Raw genomic sequence first — 23034 nt, 5'->3', positions numbered from 1 at the left:
ATTTTATTTAGTGTACTTTTGCACCGTCCAAAAAAAATCGTGCTAAAACGATTTAATTAATATTAATTATAGAATTCGCGGAGGGGCATCTGTGGGTTCTCTAAAAACACAGTATGTCAACATTTTTAGATTTAGGTTTACAAGAACCTATCAATAAGGCATTAACCGATTTAGGTTATGAAAAGCCAACAGTAATTCAAGAAAAAGCAATTCCACAAATAATTTCTTCTACAGAAGATTTAAAAGCATTTGCACAAACAGGTACAGGTAAAACTGCTGCCTTTAGTTTGCCTATTATTGAACTTGCTGATCAAACAAGCACACACACACAAGCAATCATCTTATCTCCTACTCGTGAACTAGCAGTACAAATAGGAAAAAACATTGAAGACTTTTCAAAGTATTTACCTAACTTAAAAGTAGCTACTGTTTATGGTGGAGCTAACATTGAAGAGCAAATAAGAAAACTTAAAAAAGGTGTTCAAATAGTTGTAGGTACTCCTGGTAGAACTGTAGACTTAATTAAAAGAAGAGCTTTAAAGCTTGGTAATGTACAATGGTTAGTACTTGACGAAGCTGATGAAATGCTTAACATGGGCTTTAAAGATGAACTAGACCAAGTTTTAGAAGCTACACCAAACACCAAACAAACATTATTGTTTTCTGCAACTTTTCCTAGAGAAGTAGAAGATATTGCAAAAAACTACATGACTAACCCTGTAGAAGTTACATCAGGACAAAAAAACCAAGGCTCAGATAATGTAAGTCATGAGTATTACTTAGTAAACGAAAAAACTCGTTACCCTGCTTTAAAAAGAGTAGCTGATTTAAACCCTGATATTTACGGAATTGTTTTCTGTAGAACACGTAGAGAAACACAAGAAGTAGCTAATAATCTTATTAGAGATGGTTATAATGCTGATTCTTTACATGGTGATTTATCACAAGCTCAACGTGACTCTGTAATGGAGAAGTTTCGTAAAAAGAACATTCAAATATTAGTAGCTACTGATGTTGCTGCTCGTGGATTGGATGTTAACAACTTAACACACGTTATTAATCATAAATTACCAGATCAAATTGAAAACTACAATCACCGTAGTGGTAGAACTGGTAGAGCCGGTAACAAGGGAGTTTCTATTGCTTTAGTAAGCAAAAAAGAACAAGGCAGGTTACGTCCTATTGAACGTATTATAAAAAAACAATTTGTTCACACTCCTATTCCATCTGGCAAGGAAATATGTCAAAACCAATTATTTCATTTAATTGATAAAGTTCATAATACTGAGGTAAACACAGAACAAATTGAAGGTTTTTTACCAAGTATTTACGAAAAATTAGAAGATTTAAGTCGTGAAGAGTTAATTCAAAAGTTTGTTTCTTTAGAGTTTAACACCTTCTTATCTTACTACGAAAATGCTCCTGATTTAAACAACTTATCTTCAAGAGAAAATTCAAGAGGACGCTCTTCTAGTGAAAACATGACCCGTTTCTTCATCAATTTAGGAAGAAAAGATCGTTTAAACCCAGCCAAGTTAATTGGTTTAATCAACGATCAGAACATAGGTGATAAAATTGAAATTGGAGCTATAGATATATTAGATACTTTTTCTTTCTTTGAAATCGATAAAAACTTCGAAAAAGAAACTTTAGATGCCTTCGCAGCAAATGATCCAGATTTTAATGGGCGATCAGTGAATATCGAAATTACTAAAAACGATCGTAGTGGTGGTGGAAGAAAATCACGTAGAAGTGGTGGCGGATTCAATGGTAAAAAACGTAGAAGTGATAAGCCTACTGATAGCAGAAAAAGTTTTGGTAGAAGACGTAACGAAAACAACTCTTCAAGAAGAAATGATAACAAACCTGCTGCAGGTTTTGGTAGAAAACGTAGAAGAGATTAATTTAAAAGCAATCAAATAAAAAAGCAACTCAAATGAGTTGCTTTTTTTATTATGAGATTCAAAATAAAATTTATTGATTCCCTAAAATAATTGGCATTCCACTTTTACCAGAACCAATAATAACAACTTTGCTGTTAGTAGAATTAGCTAACCTGTTTGTAGCTTCAATACCTTTATCTTGTAAAATTTTATCTGTTAACGATGCACTTAAAATTCTATTGGCGTCAGCTTTACCTTTTGCTTCAATAATTTGCTTTTCTGCTTCTTTTTGAGCTGTTACTAATCTAAACTCATATTCTAAAGACTCTTGCTCTTGTTTTAATTTTCGTTCAATTGCTTCTTTAATAGTTGATGGCAAGGTTACATCTCTAACTAAAATTTCATTTAACTGAACATACTGTTTTTCTAATATTTTTTTTGTCTCTATAAATATTTCATCTTGAATAGCATCTCTTTTACTAGAATATAACTGCTCTGGTGTATAACGACCAACTACACTACGAGCTGCTGAACGAATTGCTGGTTGAATTACACGTTGTAAATAATTTTCACCTAGTGTTTGATGTAAGTTTCCTAAATCTTTATAAACTGGTTGGTACCAAGCGGATGCATCTATTTGAATTTCTAATCCGTTAGATGACAACACTTTCATTTTTTCAAAAAGCTCTTGCTGTCTTACTTCATATACATGCACCTTATTCCATGGAGCAACTACATGAAAACCTTCTCCTAATGGTGGCTCATCTGTTACAACTCCTCCTCCAAACGTTTTATACAATACTCCTGCCTCTCCTGAATTGATTGTTACCGTAGATTTTGCTACAAAAATTATTAAAACTATGGCTATAGGAATTAACAATCCAAATTTCGGAAACTTTAACTCTACTTGATTTCTTGTCATTTTTTATATGTTTTACTCAAATGTACAATTAAATTTATGAACCACAGTTTTCATAATCGCATTCTTGTGATGTAAATTCAAGTTCAAGAGTAATATGTTCAAAATGAAAATCATCATGCAAAACCTGTTTAATTTCTTGCTTCATTTTATACCATTTTTCCCAAGAGGTCTCTTTGTCTTTTAGTACTAAATGAGCTGTAAATACATTATACTCTCCATCCATAGTCCATAAATGACAGTCATGAATACTCTCTACACCTTTCATAGAAACTATTCTTTGTTGAATTTCTTCTACAGAAATATTTTCAGGAGTTCCTTGTAATATGATTCTAAGACTCTCCTTAATATTTTTATACACATTGTACAGTACAAAACCAGCAATAGCGATAGATAAAACAGGATCTAATACTGGTACATTCCAAAATTGCATTACAATACTTGCTAACAGTACTACTACCCAACCTAGTACATCTTCTAATAGATGTAATGAAACTACTCGTTCATTAATTGAAGTTCCTTTTTTTAACTTCAATACAGCAGCACCGTTTACTATAATTCCTAAAACGGCTAACCACATCATGCCTTTGGCATCTGCGCTTTCTGGATTGATAATTCGAGGAATTGCTTCTTTAATAATAAACACTGAACCTATTACCAATACTATCGAATTGATAATAGCACCTAAAAGAGAAAATCGTTTATACCCGTAAGAATACTTCTTGTTTGCCTTTTTTGTCGATTTTTTTTGAAAATACCAAGATAGCCCTAAACTTAAGCTATCGCCTAAATCATGCAGTGCATCTGACATAATAGCCAAACTATTGGTATAAAAGCCTCCAATAAATTCAATAATTGTAAAAGCTAGATTAAGAAAAAAAGCTACAGCTATATTCCCTGTAGAGTTTCCATGTGAATGATGGTGATGGTTGTGTCCCATGTTTTTATAAATTGACTTTAAATGTATAAAAAAGATGCATTACAACTAAACAAGCGATTATGGATCAAATAATCGCTTGTTGTTTTGTTAATGGGCATGACCTTCCATTCCGCCTGCCATTTGTAATAGTTTTCCTTTTAAAAAGTGTGCTCCTTTAGTTACAATAGTTACGTTGTAATTATCTTCTTGAATTGTTTTTATTGCTACAAATCCATTATCCGAACCTCCAACAGTTACCTCAACAGGTATAAATTCATCTGCTGATTTTTTAACAAAAACAAAATGTTCTCCTTCATTTTCTATGACTGCTTCTTCAGGAACAGCGTATACTTCATCTCCTCCTAACAAAATCTGAGCATTGATAAACATTCCTGCTTTTAATCGATTTTGCTCATCTTCAAAATGCCCATGCACATTTACCGTTTTCGTTTGGTCATTTACTTTCTGACTAATCAATTTTATATACCCTCTATAAGCTACATCAATTCCAGATGGTTGAAATTCAAACTCATCTCCCTTCTTTATTTTTGTTATATCAGTTCCAAAAACATTTAATTCTGCATGCATATGATCATTATCTATTATTTCCATCATCTCCGAGTTAGCTGCTAAAAACATTCCTTTATTCAAATTGTTCTCTACAACATAACCAGAGATTGGAGCTTTTACATATACATATTGCTGAATCCCATTAGCTGCAACTGTAGTAGGTGATAATCCTGCCATTTTTAATTGTGCTACATAGCTATTCGCTAAACTTTTTGCAGATCGATAACTTCCTTCTGCTATTTGAAATGATTTTTTGGAGGTAATATCATTTTCTAACAACATTTTCTTTCTTTCATAATCTGCCTTAGCTACTTTTAGTTTATTTACTGCTTCAAGGTACGCATACTGTAACTCTATAAAGTTAGGATGCTGTAATACTGCTACTGTTTGTCCTTTTTTCACCTTATCACCAGGCAACAAATCTGTTTTATAAACAAACGCTTCTAAAGGCGCATATATAGTGGCTTTGCTTTGTGGTGGCACCTCTATCGTTCCTGTTACTGCTACTTTTTCTCTAATCTTTCTTTTTTCGATTGTAGCTGTCTCTATTTTAGCTGTCACGATTTGTTGTTGAGTTAAATGAATTCCATTTTCATTATGATCTTCATCGTTCGTTACATTTTGTGTTGTTTTTTCTGCTGTTGCATGATCGTGGTCTGAATGATCTTCTTTTATTGAGTTACAACTAACAACAATAATGATAGTTACTAATACTATTACTAATTTTTTCATGTCTATATTTTTATTCTTTTATATAAAACTCGTAGGCTATTACTGTTTGGTTAAAATTATTAACCAGTGATAAATAGTTTTGCATTACCTGAAAATAAGCGGTAAAACTCTGATTATATTGGTAGGCATCAATCTCTCCTACTTTATAAGCTAGTGCTAGCTTTTTTATAAACTTTTGCGCTTGTGTAACTGTTGAGTGAATACTTACCAACTCTTCATTTAAATACGTAAGCTGTTCTTGTAAGCTTTTATAATTATTCTGAATTACCATAGCTCTATTATTATTTTCATAAGCTATTTCTTCTTGTATAATTTTTTGCTCTTTTATTTTTGCATTATTAGACCAAAAAGAAAGTGGAATATTTACTCCTACATTAAAACCTGTATAGCTGTTCTCATTTCCTGTTTTTCTATTAATTACACCAGCTGTTAATGCAGGAAAATATATTGATTTTGCTACAGACACACCTTTAGCAGCTACCTTATTTTGTTGCTCTAAACTTTTGATAAAGTCTTTTGACAACGAGTCTTTTTGAATTAAAAAGTCCTTTTTTTGAGGTAGTTTTTCAAGCGGTTGTATCAAATAATCAATTTGTAATAACTGCTTTAGTTCATTCTCTACTTGAATAAAGTTCTTATATGTTTTGTTTTTTTGTGACTGTACTCCTAACGATTGTAAAGAGGTTAAATCGTTTTCTAATCCTCCTATTTCTCCAGATGCATGCAACTTACCAGCTATTTCTTTTATTTGATTGGTACTAAGCTGCTGCTCTTCCATTAGCGATAACAACCCATACAAATAGTTCCACTGTTGATATAAACTTCTAGCCTTTCTTACTGTTTCTTTCTTTGTTATGTTATTATTAATCGTTGCTAAATTATTTTTCTCTTTAGCCAACTTCTTTTTTTGAATATGCGTTAAAATAGAACCGAAATTCTGATTCACAGACCATTCTTTTTCCGCTATACCATTGGCCACACCAACATCTTGATATTGAACTGTTGTCGGATTCAATTCAATCGCTCTACTTATACCTGCTTTCGATTTTTCAATCGCTAAGATTGACTTTTTCATCAATACCGATTTTTGCAACGCCAAATCAATAACTTGTTGTTCTGTTAACTTTTGAGGCACTTCTTGTGCTTGAACTCCAAAAACTCCAATTGCAAATACTACTACAGTTACTATACTCTTTTTCGCTTTTAAGTTTACTTTCTTTTCAAAAAGCATATACAACACAGGTAAAATAAGTAAGGTTAGTAAAGTTGCAGACACCAATCCTCCAATTACTACGGTAGCTAAAGGCTTTTGTACCTCTGCTCCTGCTGAGGATGATAATGCCATAGGTAAAAACCCTAATGAAGCCACAGCTGCGGTCATAATAACAGGACGCAAACGCACCGAAGTTCCTTTTTTAACAATTTCTGTAAGATCTGATACTCCAGTGGCCTTTAAACGATTAAACTCAGCAATTAAAACAATTCCGTTTAGCACTGCTACACCAAATAAGGCTATAAAACCTACTCCTGCTGAAATTGAAAAAGGCATTCCACGTAACCATAAAGCGAAAATTCCACCAATAGCAGACATCGGTATGGCAGTAAATATCAATACACTTTGTTTAATAGATTTAAATGTAAAATATAGTAACAAAAAGATGAGTAATAACGCTACTGGTACTGCAACGCCTAATCTGGCACGAGCCTCTTCTAAATTTTTAAAAGTTCCTCCATACGTAATATAATATCCCGGATCGAATGTTATTTTATCTGAAACTTTGCTTTTTAATTCGTTTACAATACTAGCTACATCACGTCCTCTTACATTAAAACCAACTGTTATTCTACGCTTAGCATCATCTCTTTGAATTTGATTTGGTCCCGTTTTAAAATCTACAGACGCTACTGCTGTTAACGGAATTTGTGCCCCGGTTGGAGTTGTAATGTATAGTTTACGAATATCTTCTATACTAGCTCTTCTGTTTTTTGCTAAACGCACTACCAAATCGTAACGCTTTTCACCTTCATACACTGATCCTGCACTTTGACCTGCAAAAGCTGCATTAACAGTCGTATTTACATCTTCAATGTTGAGTCCATAATAGGCTAACTGACTTCTGTTATACTCAATTACAATTTGTTGTAGTCCCGTCATTTTTTCAACATACACATCTTCGGCTCCTTCTACATCTGGAATAATTCTACTTAGCTGATTAGCATATTTTACCAATTTGTCTAGATCTTCTCCATAAATCTTAAGTACAACATCTTGCCTAGCACCCGTCATCAACTCATTAAATCGCATTTGAATAGGCTGTTGAAAACCGAAAGAAACACCTAGCATGTTTTCATCCAACAATTGTTGCATTTTTTCTGTCAATTCATTCTTCGTGCTAGCTTTTGTCCATTCCTCTTTTTCTTTTAAAATAATAATGATGTCTGAAGCCTCTATGGGCATTGGGTCTGTAGGAATTTCAGAAGAACCTATTCTACTTACAACTTGCTCTATTTCGTCAGGAAACTCTTTCATTAACAGCGCTGATGCTTGGTTAGAAACATCGATGGTATATGAAAGTGAACTTCCTGTTGATACAATAGCTTGCACTGCCAAATCTCCTTCATCCAAAGAAGGAATAAACTCTGATCCCATTTTAGAAAAAGTGACTAAGCTGAGTATAAAAATAGCTACTGAACCTATCACTACTTTTACTTTATGAGTTAGCACAAAGTTGAGTATTGGGGTATATACATTTTGTATCGCTGTGATGATTTTATCTGAAATATTCTTCTTGTTATTGATTGTTTTCTTTAAAAACAACGAACTCATCATAGGTACATAAGTAAGCGATAGTAAAAAGGCTCCTAAAATTGCAAAACTTACGGTTAATGCCATTGGTTTAAACATTTTTCCTTCAATACCTACCAAGGCAAGAATTGGTAAGTACACAATAAGAATAATGATTTCTCCAAAAGCCGCACTTGTTCTTATTTTTGAAGCTGATTCGTACACTTCATCATCCATTTGATCTTGGGTTAATTGGGTTCCTGATTTTTTTAACCCTAAGTGATGTAGTGTTGCTTCTACAATAATTACAGAACCGTCTACAATAATACCAAAGTCAATTGCTCCTAAACTCATTAAGTTTCCAGAAACTCCGAACACATTCATCAAACTAATGGCAAACAGCATTGCTAACGGAATAACCGATGCTACGATTAAACCTGCTCGTAAGTTTCCTAACAACAGCACCAAAATAAAAATAACAATTAAAGCCCCTTCAATAAGGTTGGTTGATACCGTTTTTATGGCTTTGTCTACTAATTTAGTTCTATCTAAAAAGGGTTTTATAGCAACTCCTTCTGGCAAACTTTTTTCTATTTGTGCAATTCTTTCTTTTACATTTTCAATCACCTTTGAAGAATTGGCTCCTTTTAACATCATAACAATAGCACCTACCACTTCTCCATCGGTATTTCTTGTCATTGCGCCATATCGTACCGCATGTCCTAATTGAACCTTGCCTATATCTTTCATCAAGATAGGTGTTCCATTTACATTGTTTTTTATGACGATATTCTGAATGTCTTCTGGAGTTTTTATTAATCCTTCACTTCTAATAAAGTACGCTTTCGGGTTTTTATCTATATACGCTCCTCCTGTATTTTGATTGTTCTTAGATAGTGCCTCAAAAACTTCATTTATACTAACATTTAACGATTGTAAGCGTTCTGGTTCAATAGCTACTTCATATTGCTTTAAAAATCCTCCAAAACTACTTACATCTGCCACACCTTCAATTCCTAAGAGTTGGCGACGAACAATCCAATCTTGAATAGAGCGTAACTCCATTGCGTCGTATTGTTTTTCATATCCTTTTTTAGCATATAGTGTATATTGATAAATCTCACCCAATCCTGTAGTTACAGGCGCCATTTCAGGTGTTCCTACTCCATCAGGAATTTGATTTTTGGCTTCTATTAACCGTTCACTAATTTGTTGACGCGCCCAATAAATATCGGTACTTTCTTTAAAAACGATTGTAACGACACTTAATCCAAATCGAGAGAAAGAACGAATTTCTTCGATATCTGGAATGTTTGACATGGTAATTTCTATAGGAAACGTCACTAAACGTTCTATATCTTGGGCTGATTGTGAAGGTGCTGATGTTATTATTTGCACCTGATTATTGGTAATATCTGGTACAGCATCAATAGGTAATTGTTTTAGAGAGTAAATTCCCCAGCCTATTAATGCGACAACCAATGCTCCAATAATCAATTTATTTTTAATTGAAAATTTGATAATGCTATCTAACATTTTGTATTGATTTAATTCTATTGTAACATAATTTCTACCGGTTATTATTAAATAATCGGTACAACAGTTTGTAGTTCTTGTTTACACAAGAGCTACCGCTGTTTTTAATAATAAAATAGAATTAAGACTTAGGTGGCTGGAAAATAGCCGATAAGTATGAATTATAATAGGTGTTTCTATAGAAGTTAATACGGTTTCTTACTTCTAAGAAAATAGGAATGTTATAACTATAGTCAGTCGGAATAAAATCTGCTGTAATTGTAATTACGTTACAATGATGGTGGTGTTCTTTGTTTTTTTCTTCTTCTGTATCATTTTCATGATGTTCATCTTGATGCAAAGTATTAAAACTTTCAACATGAACCTCAGTTTCGCTTTCAAAAACAATAGCATCTACATGTGCTTCTAAAGGAGGCACAATTAACAGTAAAGTTAATAATATGATGATGCTTTTTTTCACTAATCTAGTTTAGAGTTACAAAATTATAAAATTTTATGAACCTTCTTTATCCAATCTGTCTTTAACGTATTCAATTTTTGTTTTACCATGCGCAAAAGGGCTTCCTTCTTCATCCAAACTTACCATAACAATTTTATCAATTGCGATAATTGTTTTTCGAGTTATTTTGTTACGAACCTCACAGCTTAAGGTAATAGATGTTGTTCCAAACTTTACTACATCAATTCCTATTTCTACAATGTCTCCTTGCTTTGCTGAACTAACAAAATTTATTTCAGACATAAACTTGGTTACTGTTTTAGGAATTTCTAGCTGAATAATAGCATATAACGCTACTTCTTCATCAATCCATTGTAATAATCGTCCTCCAAAAAGTGTTCCGTTAGGATTTAAATCTTCTGGTTTTACCCATTTACGTGTGTGAAATCTCATCGTATTTATTGTTCTATATTTTTAGCTTCAAAAGCTATTAAATCGTTATTTACAAAGGTAAAAGTTATTTGTATAGGATTACAACATACCTCACAATCTTCTACATAGGTCTCAGATGTACTAGCATCCAACAACATAGAAATTTCTTCCCAACAATGTGGACATTGAAAAAAATGCTCATACATCATATTTTACCATAGTATTTTCTAACAAACCACTCTATTGACAATAAAACTATAATCAATAATAACAACCATTTCCAATCAACTAAACTTTGTTTTTTGGTAATAGACTTTTGAGTGGTATAAAAAGATGCATCTTCTTGTATCTTTTTTAATAATTCGTCAACTTTATCTACATAAGCAATTGCTCCGTTTGTTTTTAACGCTAGCTGTTCTAATTTTTTAAAATTAGCATTGGTAAACTGCTCTTCTATCTGATAATCTTCAATTTTAAACCTACCTGAGCTACTTATATTTTGATTCTTTACAGTTACGGTATATGAATATTCTCCTGAGGCTAATCCTTCAACAGCAACTTGATATGAGTTGTTAAATAACGAAAACGGAATACTCTTTTTAGCTTTTGTTTCTAAATTAGTTACTGTGAGCTCTAAAGATGCTCTGCTATCAAACTGATAGTTTTTATCAACATAAAATGCACTTATAGTTATAGGTTCATTAGCTGCATACAAACGTTGCGCTTTTACCTCTAAACGTTTCCTCTTTTTAGTGGATGCTAAATACTGAACCAAATTTCCTACAAACGTATCAAAGCTTTCAAAGTTTTTCTCTTTTAAATAACTGGCTGCTCTCCATTTCCAAATACCCTCACCAAATAGTACTGCGTACTTTTTATCATTCTCTTCAAAGGTTGATAATAACGGTTGTGTGGTTTCTACTCCTGCATACTTCTGATATAACAAGCTTTGAGATTCTTTTTTAAGCTGTACTTCTCCAAACTTGTCTTTTAGTGGCGGAAATTGACCGAAACCTATATCCTCTTGATAAAAAGTTAGAAAATCTGGATTGTAAATTGCGGTATATTCTTCTTTTTGATTGATGGCTCTTTTTTGAACTCCCAAACCTTGACTATTCAAAAAGTTCCAATCTGTTTTAGTTCCTGATACCAGTAAGAAATTAGAGGTTATTTTTTCTAAAGTGGTTTTAAAATAACTGTTAGGCTGATACAAAACAAAAAACTGATATGCATCTAAATCTATGTTTCTATCTTGTATCAAAGCAATATCTACCTTACGTTGTTTATTGCTCTCAATTGCTTTTTTAAGTGCTCCTAAATCTGGGTGTAGGAAAGAACTTAATAGTAAAACCTTGGTTTGTTCATCTAAAACTTCAACTGAAAAGCTTTTATAATTGTTCTTTGTGTTTTTTTCATTCGCTATACTACTTATCGATGCTGTGTAATAGTGTACTCCTTTGGTATTAGACACTAAGTTAGCGGTAACAGTTTGCACAGGATTTTCTGGTGAAAAACGTACTCTTTTTGAGAAAACTCTGCTCCCGTTTTTTACGATTGAAAAAGTAGTGTTTACCGTTTCTTTTCCTTCATAATACAACAATGCTTCAACTGGAAACTTGTTCTTTACATAGCTGTACTTGTTCACATTTAACTGTGAAATTTGAATGTCTTGATATTGAATAGTATCCCCTATAACTACAGGAAATACTTTATGCTTTGCTGATGAAAACTCGTAGTCATTCCCTTGGGTTTGGTTTCCATCAGTTATTAAAATGGTAGCTGCATTTTTATCTTTATTCAACTCACTAACAGCATCAATTGCTTTTGAAATATTGGTTTGTGTTTCAGCAAACGATAAACTATCCAACACCTTAATATCATTCCCAAACGAAAAATATTGTACGTTAAATTTATCTTGAAGCTCTTCGTTGCTTTCTACTTTTGATACTAATTCTTGAACCTTTTTTTCTTCTTTAAAAAACTGAGTAGATAGTGAATTATCTACCAATACAGATAATACAGGTTTTATGTTCTCAGTTTCAAGAGTTGTTATCTTCGGATTAATGAGTAGCAACCCAATTAAAAAGAGACTTAGGGCTTTTAAGCTAAAAAGTAAGATATGTACTTTCGGAGTTCTTTTTACCTCATAGAAATATTGAAAAAAAGCAATGGCTACGCTTATTAATACGGCTAATACAATGTAAATTATAGTTATTGACTCCACTCAGCTTATTTTAGTATGTGAAGATAAAAATATCTAACAAATAAAAACACCTTTTCTTCTTTTTCATTTATGACTTGAATCATAAAAAACTAATTATCAGTTACATAATTTTACTAAAAACTATTATGTATGGTAACTACTGAAAACTTAACCACTGATAAAACAATTCAAAAAACAAATAGCATGGGAATTACGGCTTACATCAATAAAAAAATTGCTGAAGGAGAACGAAATAGCATTGGTGTATCCATTATATTAATTACCGTAGGCTCTATGATTGCCTCTATAACAGCTGCTTTAGCTGTAAACGGTGATGTTAATTTATTTGCCCTAATTTTTGCTTGTGTAACCGCTATGGGCGCTAATGCAGCTGCCATAAGTCAACGTCCTTTTAAAATAATTGCTTGGGCATTTATTATTAATATACTCGGTAATATTTCGTTGATTTTTTACCTGCTTATGTCGTAGTTGTAGGCTTCGGCTTTGCTTCAAACATTCTAAAAAAGAGCATAGAAGCTATGTTTCGTGCTCTTTCTTTAGCTTCATGCGCTTTTGTTCCGTCAAAAAGTTCATCAACCGTTTCAAACCACAATTGCAACCAGCGTCCGAAGTGCTCCTGATAGATAGAGTATTCGAACTCTCTATCTACATCCTTATGTGCTTTCATCGGGTTTCCTTTAAACTTTCTAACAAAAAACAAATTCGTTTCCCAAAAATCGGTGAGTTTTTGTAAATGAGATTCCCAAGTTTCTTCTGGAATTGTTTTCAAAAATATAGGCCCTATAAAATCATCTTTTCTAATTTTATCATTATAAAAGGTTGATACTAACTTATACACATCTTCCCTATTTTCTATGTCTCTTTTATCCATTTACAAATCGTTGTTGAAATACGCTACAAAAGTATATCTTTATGCTATTGCAATTTATGACTTAAATCATAATGATTCCAGAAGAACTCTTATTAAAATATACCGCTGAAACGAAACATTTTCAAAAAGACGAAATCATTTTCTCTGAAAAACAAACCGCGCACTACTACTATCAAATAGTAAGCGGAGTGGTTAAAATGAATAATTTTAATGATGATGGTAAAGAATTTATTCAAGGGGTATTTTATAAAAACCAAAGTTTTGGTGAACCACCTTTATTTATTGATGTAAAATATCCTGCCAATGCGGTGGCTATTTCTGATAGTACAATTCTAGCCCTGTCTAAAAGCAACCTGTTTAAATTATTGCAAGACAACCCTGAAATTCACTTAAAAATCACCCAAAGTTTAGCCAAACGTTTGTATTACAAAGCCATTATTGCTTCCGAAATATCGAGTCAAGAACCTGCACATAGAGTACTCCGCTTTATTAATTATTTAAAAGATGATGTATACAAAGTTCAAGGAAAATACTCGTTTAAAGTAGCCTATACACGTCAGCAAATAGCTGATATTTTAGGTTTACGCGTAGAAACGGTTATTCGAGTAATAAAATCCTTAGAAAAAAAGGGAGACGTAAAAATTAGCAAACGAAAGGTATATCGTTAAAGCTCTCCTAAAGAGACCATTCAATAAAGTGTGTTACAAACCATAAAAATTAATAGGTTTATGGAATTCCGTAAGATTTTGTACACACCTTGCAGTAAGTTTGCTGGAATTGTATAATTAGTTAACAAATAACAATAACTCGTTAATAACTTTATTTTAGGTAAAGCATTGGTTTTAATATATTTGATAGCGTATAAAAATTGCTAAATTTTATGTTATCCCATGCTTTTTCCGGAATAAAACAACTAAAGTTTGACATATAACGAGTTGGCATCATTACTAAAAAAAAGAAAATTCTAAAGAATGGATGGAGCTTATGTGGCAATAAAAGGATTTAAATATCAATTTGATCGTTCTATAATTGAAATATTTAATAATCCATCAATAACTGTTCGAATAGAGCAACTTCAAGATTATGAGTTTGATAATTATTTTGTTCAAGTTAAATATCATGATACAGACTATACAGCTCCTCAACAGAAGCAAAAAATAAAGAAACCTTTATTACAATTATTGGATCAGCATAAATTAGATAAGTACAAGAAGTTTATTCTTTTTATTTATTTAAAAGGGGTTGCTCCAAATAACAAGACACTTTCCCTGTCAGAATTAGAATCGATATTAGGCAATAAGAAAGGTAATTATAGTATTTCCGAAAAAACATCATTTGTCCAAAACTTCACCCTAATTCATGCGCACGATTTTGTTACTCAGCACAATGAAGTAATAGAAAAAATAAAAACAGAGTACTCTAAATCCGTTGAAGAGGCACAATTATACTATTCAATAATTTCTAGTCACCTACTAGATATTGTGACTAAAAATGAACCTTCAAAGAAAAACTTTAGAACTTGTTCTAAAGAACAATTAGACAAACTTATTTCAGAAGGAAAAAAAATAGTCTTTAAATCTGCATTTAATGATGTATTGACTGCGGAAAAAAGAGTTAAACTAATTCATAACCAATTTTTCAAGAGTCAATTAAATAAAGAGCCACACGAGAGGTTTTTTGTTGTAGAAGTAAATAACCTCATAAGCATTTCCGTGCTAAAGGAATTAGTTCTTACACTAAAAAATAAATGGAGTAAAAACAAGACAAAAACAATTCCTGCATCAGACAGGTTCGTTCCATATATTTTATTTCATGGTATTGAACCTCATAAACTGATTAAATTAAAAACTGACTTACAAAATGATGGGTATCGTATATGTGATGGATACGATTTTTTTAACGCTCCCTTTAATCTAACAAGTATAAAAGTAAAACCAACTTTTGAAAGTAAGCTCTTTTTTAAATTCATTAATAAACCATCTGAATTAAACCAAATCATAAATAATCTCGACAAAACTGGTGAAGTATATCAGTTCTATTTAGAAACACCTTTAAGCATTTCATTTGCTCAAAAACAATTGAAATTTCAAGTCCAAAAAGTAGAAGAAATTAAAAACATAATTTAATGGAAGATCAAAAAGTAAATGGTGAGGTAATAGCAGTCCTTCCTAATAAAGTTAAAATAAAAATAGATGACCTTAACGCTTTTAAAGGTGCTGAACAGCTTAAAGTAGGATCATATATTCAAATAGCAGATAATGACAACTCTGACATAAAGTTAATAGCAATTATTGAGAGTTTTCTCATTGAAGTTACTGAAGGAGGAGAGAGAAAGTACTTAATTGAAGCCAATCCACTAGGAACTATTGAAGATGGTGCTTTTAGGCGAGGCGGTGATTCGATCGCTTTACCACCAAAAGAAGCTACAACAGCTTCTAAAGAAGACATCAAAGCAATTTATTCAAGTGGAAGTAAAGAAAGTAATTATGAGAGATTTTGTTTTGCTCAGCTTTCACATTCTTCAAAAGATAGAATTGATGTACCCGTAAATGGAAATAGATTTTTCAATAAACACTTTGCGATTGTAGGCTCCACAGGTTCGGGTAAATCACATACCACTGCAAAAGTCTTACAAAATGCCACCCAAGAAAAAAAATCTGATTTTAAAGGATTAAATAATTCTCACATAATAATTTTTGATATCCATTCGGAATACAATTCTGCTTTTCCAGAATCAAATAGCATAACTATAAATGACTTAATACTACCCTACTGGTTACTTAATGGAGATGAGTTAGAGGAGCTATTCTTAGAATCAGGTGATAACAATAATTATAATCAATCATCATTATTGCGTACACTCATCACTGAGAATAAAATATATAAAAACCCTTCTGAGTCAAAAGTATACTTCGACAGTCCTCTTAACTTTGATATTGATGAAATATTAAATTGTTTTCAGAATTTAAGAAAAGAAACAAAACATACAGAAAACGATTTGGATATTCAATTTTCAGATGGTAATAAAATATTTAAATCCGACTCAGAAAAATATCAACATTACTTTAAAAAGGTCTATGAGTTTGCTTCTCCAAGAAGAGCAAGTGTAGCGGCTGGTCATGGAATTTCAAAAGGATCTTTTAGTGATGGATCAATAGATAAATTTGTATCTAGATTAAACACTAAAGTAGATTCTCAAAGATTAAGACAATTTCTATTTGGAGATAAAAGTAAAAATATAAGTTTTGAAGAAACTTTAAGACAATTCTTAGGCTATGGCTATGATAATATGAATAGAAAAAATGCTAAATCAAATGTTACCATTGTAGATTTAAGTGGTGTACCATTTGAAGTTCTCAGCATTACAGTCTCATTAATATCTCGATTATTATTTGATTACTCTTACTATTACAAAAAGCAAGTTGGCGACAATGATATGCCTTTACTTTTAGTATATGAGGAAGCTCATAAATATGTACCCAAAAGTGATTTAGCCCGTTTTAAATCCTCAAGATCTTCAATCGAGCGAATTGCAAAGGAAGGTCGAAAATATGGGATATCATTAGCTATAATAAGTCAGCGACCTTCAGAGCTTTCCGAGACCATATTTTCACAATGCAATAATTTTATTGCAATGAGGTTGACTAATCCAGATGATCAAAATTATGTAAAAAGACTTCTACCTGACTCTTTAGGATCTGTCACTGATATTCTACCTTCTCTACAATCTGGTGAAGCGTTATTGATAGGTGAAGCAACAGTTATGCCTTCTATAATTCTTGTAGACAGATGTGATAATGAACCATCTTCAAATGACATCCCATATTTGGAAAAATGGAAGGAAGAATGGTTTGAAAAAGTAGACTTTAAAGGAATAACAAAATCATGGAAAGATTAAAAAACGAATGTACAACAATATCTATAGTACATAACATAGCACCTTACAGGATGCTACGACAACATACATGAAACGTTACAATTCGTTTATAAAATTCTCTACACGCTTTATTGTATTTACATATCAGTGAGGAAAGCTCGCTAATATTACAGCATGGGTCGCTGATACTACGGCGTGCTCCGTTGACACCACGGCATGGGTCGCTGATATCACGGCATGCTCCGTTGACACCACGGCATGGGTCGCTGATGGTTTAATTGCCTTGAGAAAAGCTCAGCGTGACGCGCTGACGGTTTCGTTGTGTTGAGAAAAGACCAGCGTGACGCGCTGATGGTTTCGTTACGTTGAGGAAAGCTTAGCGTGACGCGCTGATAGTTTCGTTGCATTGAGGAAAGCTCAGCGAAGCTCGCTGATGGTTTCGTTGCGTTGAGGAAAACTCAGCGAAGCTCACTTATGGTGACTATCCAATAAGGTGTGTCATAAATAATAAAATTGATAGATTTATAAAACTCCGTAATATTTTATATACATATTGTAGTAAGTTTATTGGAGTTACATAATTAATTAACAAATACCGATTACTCATTAATAACTTTACTTTAAATAACGTATTAGTTTTAATACATTTGAAAACGTATAAAAAAAGGTGGATGCAAAAACTGAAAAGTTAAGTATTAAACCATGTTATTCATATCAGAGTTCGTTATGCTTCATATGAACAAAAAACAAAGAAATGGCAGTTCCAAAAAATAAAGAAGAATTGATTTTTGAAATTGAGAATAACTATTCCAAACTGAAAAAGGACTTAGAAAGTATTCCAACGGAACTGACCAAAGAAAAAGAACTCGAAGGACATGCAAAAGAAACTAAAATGAGTGTGTCAGATTTGGTTGCTTATCTTGTTGGTTGGTCTGAACTCGTCCTGAAATGGAATCACCGAAAAGATAAAGGACAAATTGTGGAATTTCCAGAAACAGGATTTAAGTGGAATGAATTAGGGAAACTTGCTCAAAAATTTTATTCTGATTACGAAAATTTTGATTACAAAACACTTCTAACCGAATTGGACAGAAATGTAGGAAAAATATTAGAGTTAATTAAAACGAATGACAACGCAGATTTGTATGAAAAACCTTGGTACGAAAAGTGGACTAAAGGAAAAATGATACAATTAAACACTTCATCACCATACAAAAACGCAAGAAGCAGAGTTCGAAAATGGAAAAAACAGAATGAAGAAAAAATACGAACGTACAACAAATAATTAAGGTAAAAACTAATGCGTTTACTAAAAATACTTTTTAAAGAACACTCTAAACGAAGCACTTACTTATCATTTACTCATAAATACAAATTAACAACTTAAAAAAAGAAGTAAAACACATATCAGCCCTAAAAACATACCATACATTGTAGTTTTTACCGTAAGTTTGTCTAATAAATTTAAGCATTCAACATGACAACTTTATTCATAAACATTAAAGAATTAATACAAATAAGAGAAACAAGTACTAAAAAAGTATCTGGAGCTGCCATGAGTATTTTGCCTACCATAAAAAATGCTTTTTTATTGGTTGAAAATGGTATTATTACCGACTATGGTAGCATGAAAAAAGCTCCTATTTCTGCTGATAAAACGGTGGATTGTACTGGTAAAATGATGTTGCCTACTTGGTGCGATTCTCATACACACATTGTATATGCAGGCAATCGTGAACAAGAGTTTGTAGATAGAATTAATGGTTTGAGTTATGAAGAAATTGCCAATCGTGGTGGTGGTATTGTAAATTCGGCTAAGAAATTACAAGAAACTTCAGAAGAAGAGCTATACCAACAATCAGCAAAACGCTTAGAAGAAGTAATTGCTTTAGGTACTGGTGCTGTTGAAATAAAATCTGGTTATGGTTTAACCGTAGATGCTGAGTTAACAATGCTACGTGTTATAAATAAGCTACGAGAGAATTATAACATTCCTGTAAAAGCTACTTTTTTAGGGGCACACGCCTTCCCTACTGAATACAAAAACAACAGAGAAGGATATATCAATGTAATTATTGAAGAAATGTTACCTAAAGTTGCTGAGGAAAATCTAGCGGATTTTGTAGATGCTTTCTGCGAAACGGGATACTTCTCAGTAGAAGATACCGACAGAATTTTAACTGCTGCGCAACAATACGGATTAACACCAAAAGTACACGTAAACCAGTTTACAACTATTGGCGGGGTTCAAGTGAGCATAAAACACAATGCCTTGTCAGTAGATCATTTAGAAGTAATGAACACAGAAGATATTGAAGCGTTGAAAGGAACGCAAACCATGCCTGTTGCCTTACCTTCTTGTTCGTACTTTTTAAGTATTCCATACACCCCTGCTCGTGATATTATAAATGCAGGATTGCCGTTAGCCTTAGCTACCGATTACAACCCAGGGTCTACACCATCAGGAAATATGAATTTTGTGGTAGCAACAGCTTGTATTAAAATGAAAATGACACCAGAAGAGGCTATAAATGCAGCAACTATTAACGGAGCGTATGCGATGAATTTATCAAACGAGGTTGGAAGTATTACCAAGGGAAAAAAGGCGAATTTAATCCTTACAAAAGAAATTCCTTCGTACGGATTTTTACCGTATTCCTTCGGAAGTAACTTAATTGATTCAGTGTTTATCAACGGAAAAGAGGTTTAGTAAGCTAAACTATGTGTAAACTGTCATTCCGAATAGTAATAAGAAGCCGTTAGATTTCTCCTTTCGTTACACTTTAGTTCGAAATGACGTTTTAACAAAGCTTGTCATTCCTGCGTAGGCAGGAACCTCTTAGAAGATATTAAGATGTATAAAACCAATCATCAATATTATATTTATATTATAACAAACATAAAAGAAGGTGTTTTATATATTGGTGTTACTAACAATTTTGAAAGAAGAATCTTTGAACAGTAGCTTAGTTACCGACAGAAAGTATTTTTTAAAATGAATAAGAAAAGAAAAAACTATTCAAGTTTATTAGGAGGGTTTCTAGCAATTTCAATAATCATTAGTATTTTAACTTATGAGTTGAGAAAAGATTATCTTATTTTAAATTATAAAAGACAAGTAACAGGTACCATCATAAAATACAATGCATCAACAGCTAAACACTCTGTAAAATATAAATATAAAGTCAATGGAAAATTATATTTTAAAACAGTCAGAGTTCAACACTTTAGTAAAGATGAACGAAAAAACTGTAAAGGTAAAAAAGTGATAGTGAATTATTCTTATAAAGAACCAAGTTATTCACATGTAAACTTAGGAGAATATGAGTACAAAAAAAGAACTTTTTACTTATTAAATAGTTTTTGATTTTTTTAGAAAATAGAATAGGTTAATGTATAGAAGTAACCAAGAAAAAGTAAAAAAGTATGAAAAATAAATTTCAATAGTTAAAGAAGGCTCTAATTGGAACAATTTAACAAAAAACTAGTATAACTAACAAAAAGGTTCCTGCCTACTCAGGAGTGACAATACAACAATATGCTAACAATATTCAACGAAAAAGACATACAAGAGTTTGTAACCCCACGTAAAGGAGAAACAAAATTAGGTGAGTGCGTTGCAGTAATCGACTCTAAAAAAGAACTACAATCAGAACTTAAAAATTCCTCTGCTTCTTTTGTTATTTTAGGAGTTCCAGAAGATATTGGTGTTCGTATGAATGGCGGAAATGGTGGTGCACACACTGCTTTTATTCCTGCTTTAAAGTCGTTTTTAAACACCCAGCAAAATCAATTTATTAATGGAAACGACATCCTAGTGTTAGGATATTTAGATTGTTTGGACGATGTATATAGTTTTGATGTTTCTGACAGAGAAAAAGGTGATTTATTAGTAAAAGCAATAGATAAAGAGCTTTCTATGCTTATTAAAATAATTGTTGAGAGTGGTAAAACTCCTATTATCATTGGCGGTGGACACAACAATGCTTACGGAAATATTAAAGGGCTTTCTGAAGGGAAAAATCAACCTGTAAATGTGATTAATTTAGATGCGCATACCGATTTACGTCGTTTGGAAGAGCGTCATAGTGGTAACGGATTTTCGTACGCCTTACAAGAAGGCTTTATTCAAAATTATTTTATGTTCGGGTTGCATGAAAACTACACGCCTCAATATGTGTTTGAAATGATTCATGATAGTTTAAACTTAGAGTATAATACGTTTGAAGAGTTAGAAGTGTATCACACTACTTCTTTTAAAGGCGAATTACAACGTGCTGAAAGTTTTATAGAAAATGCTCCTTTCGGAATTGAAATTGATTTGGATTGTGTGCAGCATTTTCCAAGTAGTGCTATGACACCTAGCGGATTTACTCCACAACAAGCTCGTAGATTTACACATTATTTTGGAACGCTACAAAACGCTTCTTATTTACATATTTGTGAGGGAGCCCCAACAGTTGTTAAAGATGAAATAGCTAACGGACAAGTAGGAAAATACATTAGCTACTTAATTTCTGATTTTATTAAGGCTAAGAGTAATTAATTAATACTACAGTTAATTTTTTTAGTAAAAAATAGAACCACACCGTTTAACTTTAGGTGTGGTCTTTCTTGTTTAAAGAAGTTCTGAGGTAAAAAACAAGTAAGTTTTATACTCTTTGTAAACCAATACATTTATTTATACTTGGTAATGTAAGGTTACTTCCTTTTTGTATGAACTTGTTTTAGTAATTTAAATAGGCTTTTAAGTTTTCAAAAGAAACAAATTATAATAGAGTTCGTTATAAAGTTTTTAACTACACTCCTCTTTATTCTTCTAATTTTGAATGTTCTGAATAAGTTCGCCATTTTTCTAAACAAGCGGTAATATCTTCTGGTACTTCAGAGTTAAATTGTAAAAACTCTCCTGTTGTTGGATGTGTAAAACCTAGAGTTTTTGCATGCAAAGCTTGTCTTGGCAACACTTTAAAGCAATTATCTACAAATTGTTTGTATTTAGTAAACGTAGTTCCCTTTAAAATAGCATTCCCACCATAACGTTCATCGTTAAAAAGTGTATGTCCAATGTGTTTAAAGTGAGCTCTAATTTGATGCGTTCTACCCGTTTCTAACTTACATTGTACCAAGGTTACATACGTAAGTCTTTCAAGTACTTTATAATGAGTAACAGCATGCTTACCATGCTCACCATCAAGAAAGACATCCATTTGTAAGCGATTTTTAAAACTACGTCCTATATTTCCTTCAATAGTTCCTTCATCCTCTTCAATATTTCCCCAAACTAAAGCATAATACAACCGTTCTGTAGTACGGTCAAAAAACTGCTTAGACAAATGTGCCATTGCGTATTCTGTTTTTGCAACTACCAATAATCCGCTTGTATCTTTATCAATACGATGTACTAAACCTGGTCGCTCGTTAGAGTTGGTGGGTAAGTTTTCTATGTGATGAATTAGTCCGTTCACTAATGTTCCAGAGTAATTTCCATGACCTGGGTGAACTACCATTCCTGCTGGCTTGTTTACCACTATCACTTCATCATCTTCATATACTATATCAATAGGAATATCTTCTGCTACTAATAAGTTTTCGTGAGGAGGATAAGTTAGCACCACTCTAACTACATCTTTTGGTTTTACCTTATAGTTAGACTTTACTGCCACATCATTAACTAAAACATTACCTGCTTTAGCTGCTTGCTGTATTTTATTTCGAGTAGCATTTTCAATAAAATTCATTAAAAACTTATCTACTCGCAATGGTACTTGACCATCTGTTGCTACAAACCTATGGTGCTCGTATAAATCATCATTTTCTATCTCTGGAGTGTTATCTTCCTGCATC

At 32.4% G+C, this 23034-nt stretch carries 20 protein-coding genes; 10 read left to right on the top strand and 10 right to left on the bottom strand.

Going from position 1 to position 23034, the window contains the following annotated elements; translation table 11 throughout:
* Nucleotides 1–113 precede the first annotated feature (113 nt).
* Nucleotides 114–1904: a DEAD/DEAH box helicase gene (locus tag MHM83_RS09795; protein ID WP_073182902.1), complete on the top strand. Its 1791-nt coding sequence runs from the start codon at nucleotides 114–116 to the stop codon at nucleotides 1902–1904.
* 70 nt (nucleotides 1905–1974) lie between these two features.
* Here the strand turns inward: MHM83_RS09795 and MHM83_RS09790 are convergent, their stop codons facing one another.
* From MHM83_RS09790 to MHM83_RS09755, 8 genes are all read right to left on the bottom strand, one after another.
* Nucleotides 1975–2805: a prohibitin family protein gene (locus tag MHM83_RS09790; protein WP_159616770.1), complete on the bottom strand. Its 831-nt coding sequence runs from the start codon at nucleotides 2803–2805 to the stop codon at nucleotides 1975–1977.
* 34 nt (nucleotides 2806–2839) lie between these two features.
* On the bottom strand, nucleotides 2840–3742 hold the full coding sequence (locus tag MHM83_RS09785; protein ID WP_159616768.1) for a cation diffusion facilitator family transporter: 903 nt from the start codon (nucleotides 3740–3742) through the stop codon (nucleotides 2840–2842).
* Between the two features lie 87 nt (nucleotides 3743–3829).
* A complete protein-coding gene (locus MHM83_RS09780) occupies nucleotides 3830–5023 on the bottom strand; it encodes an efflux RND transporter periplasmic adaptor subunit (RefSeq protein ID WP_159616766.1) in 1194 nt (397 codons plus the stop codon).
* Nucleotides 5024–5033: 10 nt separating this feature from the next.
* Nucleotides 5034–9344: a CusA/CzcA family heavy metal efflux RND transporter gene (locus MHM83_RS09775; RefSeq protein WP_239179511.1), complete on the bottom strand. Its 4311-nt coding sequence runs from the start codon at nucleotides 9342–9344 to the stop codon at nucleotides 5034–5036.
* A gap of 121 nt (nucleotides 9345–9465) precedes the next feature.
* Nucleotides 9466–9804: a hypothetical protein gene (locus MHM83_RS09770; protein WP_159494602.1), complete on the bottom strand. Its 339-nt coding sequence runs from the start codon at nucleotides 9802–9804 to the stop codon at nucleotides 9466–9468.
* A gap of 33 nt (nucleotides 9805–9837) precedes the next feature.
* Nucleotides 9838–10236, bottom strand: a complete 399-nt coding sequence (locus MHM83_RS09765; RefSeq protein WP_047790498.1) for an acyl-CoA thioesterase — start codon at nucleotides 10234–10236, stop codon at nucleotides 9838–9840.
* 5 nt (nucleotides 10237–10241) lie between these two features.
* Nucleotides 10242–10421 (bottom strand): CPXCG motif-containing cysteine-rich protein, encoded by a 180-nt coding sequence (locus MHM83_RS09760; RefSeq protein WP_167714310.1) that lies wholly within the window; start codon nucleotides 10419–10421, stop codon nucleotides 10242–10244.
* Entirely contained in the window at nucleotides 10421–12439 is a 2019-nt protein-coding gene (locus MHM83_RS09755) for a VWA domain-containing protein (RefSeq protein WP_239179508.1), read from the bottom strand. The genes MHM83_RS09760 and MHM83_RS09755 overlap by 1 nt, the downstream gene beginning before the upstream one ends.
* 129 nt (nucleotides 12440–12568) lie before the next feature.
* Here MHM83_RS09755 and MHM83_RS09750 point away from each other — a divergent pair, with 129 nt between their 5' ends.
* Nucleotides 12569–12907: a hypothetical protein gene (locus MHM83_RS09750; protein WP_239179506.1), complete on the top strand. Its 339-nt coding sequence runs from the start codon at nucleotides 12569–12571 to the stop codon at nucleotides 12905–12907.
* On the opposite strand, the gene MHM83_RS09745 is transcribed toward MHM83_RS09750, so the two are convergent.
* Nucleotides 12897–13310 (bottom strand): group III truncated hemoglobin, encoded by a 414-nt coding sequence (locus tag MHM83_RS09745; protein WP_239179504.1) that lies wholly within the window; start codon nucleotides 13308–13310, stop codon nucleotides 12897–12899. The two genes, MHM83_RS09750 and MHM83_RS09745, sit on opposite strands and share 11 nt — an antisense overlap.
* A 71-nt stretch (nucleotides 13311–13381) precedes the next feature.
* On the opposite strand from MHM83_RS09745, the gene MHM83_RS09740 reads away from it, so the two are divergent.
* The 8 genes from MHM83_RS09740 to MHM83_RS09710 all read left to right on the top strand — a co-directional run bounded on the left by MHM83_RS09740 (nucleotide 13382) and on the right by MHM83_RS09710 (nucleotide 21733).
* Nucleotides 13382–13978 carry a Crp/Fnr family transcriptional regulator gene (locus MHM83_RS09740; RefSeq protein WP_239179502.1) on the top strand — a complete coding sequence of 199 codons (597 nt, stop codon included), beginning with the start codon at nucleotides 13382–13384 and terminating at the stop codon, nucleotides 13976–13978.
* A 303-nt stretch (nucleotides 13979–14281) separates the two neighbouring features.
* On the top strand, nucleotides 14282–15436 hold the full coding sequence (locus MHM83_RS09735) for a hypothetical protein (protein WP_239179500.1): 1155 nt from the start codon (nucleotides 14282–14284) through the stop codon (nucleotides 15434–15436).
* Nucleotides 15436–17208: an ATP-binding protein gene (locus MHM83_RS09730; protein WP_239179498.1), complete on the top strand. Its 1773-nt coding sequence runs from the start codon at nucleotides 15436–15438 to the stop codon at nucleotides 17206–17208. Before MHM83_RS09735 ends, MHM83_RS09730 begins: the two co-directional genes overlap by 1 nt.
* A 733-nt stretch (nucleotides 17209–17941) precedes the next feature.
* A complete protein-coding gene (locus MHM83_RS09725; RefSeq protein WP_239179496.1) occupies nucleotides 17942–18472 on the top strand; it encodes a ClbS/DfsB family four-helix bundle protein in 531 nt (176 codons plus the stop codon).
* A gap of 192 nt (nucleotides 18473–18664) precedes the next feature.
* Complete coding sequence (gene hutI / locus MHM83_RS09720) at nucleotides 18665–19897, top strand: imidazolonepropionase (protein ID WP_239179494.1); 1233 nt, start codon at nucleotides 18665–18667, stop codon at nucleotides 19895–19897.
* 144 nt (nucleotides 19898–20041) lie between these two features.
* A complete protein-coding gene (locus tag MHM83_RS16165; protein WP_082118635.1) occupies nucleotides 20042–20152 on the top strand; it encodes a GIY-YIG nuclease family protein in 111 nt (36 codons plus the stop codon).
* 30 nt (nucleotides 20153–20182) lie between these two features.
* Complete coding sequence (locus MHM83_RS09715; protein WP_047789053.1) at nucleotides 20183–20554, top strand: hypothetical protein; 372 nt, start codon at nucleotides 20183–20185, stop codon at nucleotides 20552–20554.
* Nucleotides 20555–20725: 171 nt separating this feature from the next.
* A complete protein-coding gene (locus MHM83_RS09710) occupies nucleotides 20726–21733 on the top strand; it encodes a formimidoylglutamase (RefSeq protein WP_239179492.1) in 1008 nt (335 codons plus the stop codon).
* A 265-nt stretch (nucleotides 21734–21998) separates the two neighbouring features.
* Here MHM83_RS09710 and MHM83_RS09705 read toward each other — a convergent pair whose 3' ends face one another.
* Nucleotides 21999–23033: an RluA family pseudouridine synthase gene (locus tag MHM83_RS09705; RefSeq protein WP_239179490.1), complete on the bottom strand. Its 1035-nt coding sequence runs from the start codon at nucleotides 23031–23033 to the stop codon at nucleotides 21999–22001.
* Between the last annotated feature and the right edge of the window lies 1 nt (nucleotide 23034).

The sequence above is a fragment of the Tenacibaculum sp. Mcav3-52 genome, assembly GCF_022347665.1.
Lineage (GTDB): Bacteria > Bacteroidota > Bacteroidia > Flavobacteriales > Flavobacteriaceae > Polaribacter > Polaribacter mesophilus.
The sequence above is the reverse complement of the archived record's forward strand: the minus strand, read 5'-3'. Positions and strand labels throughout refer to the sequence as shown.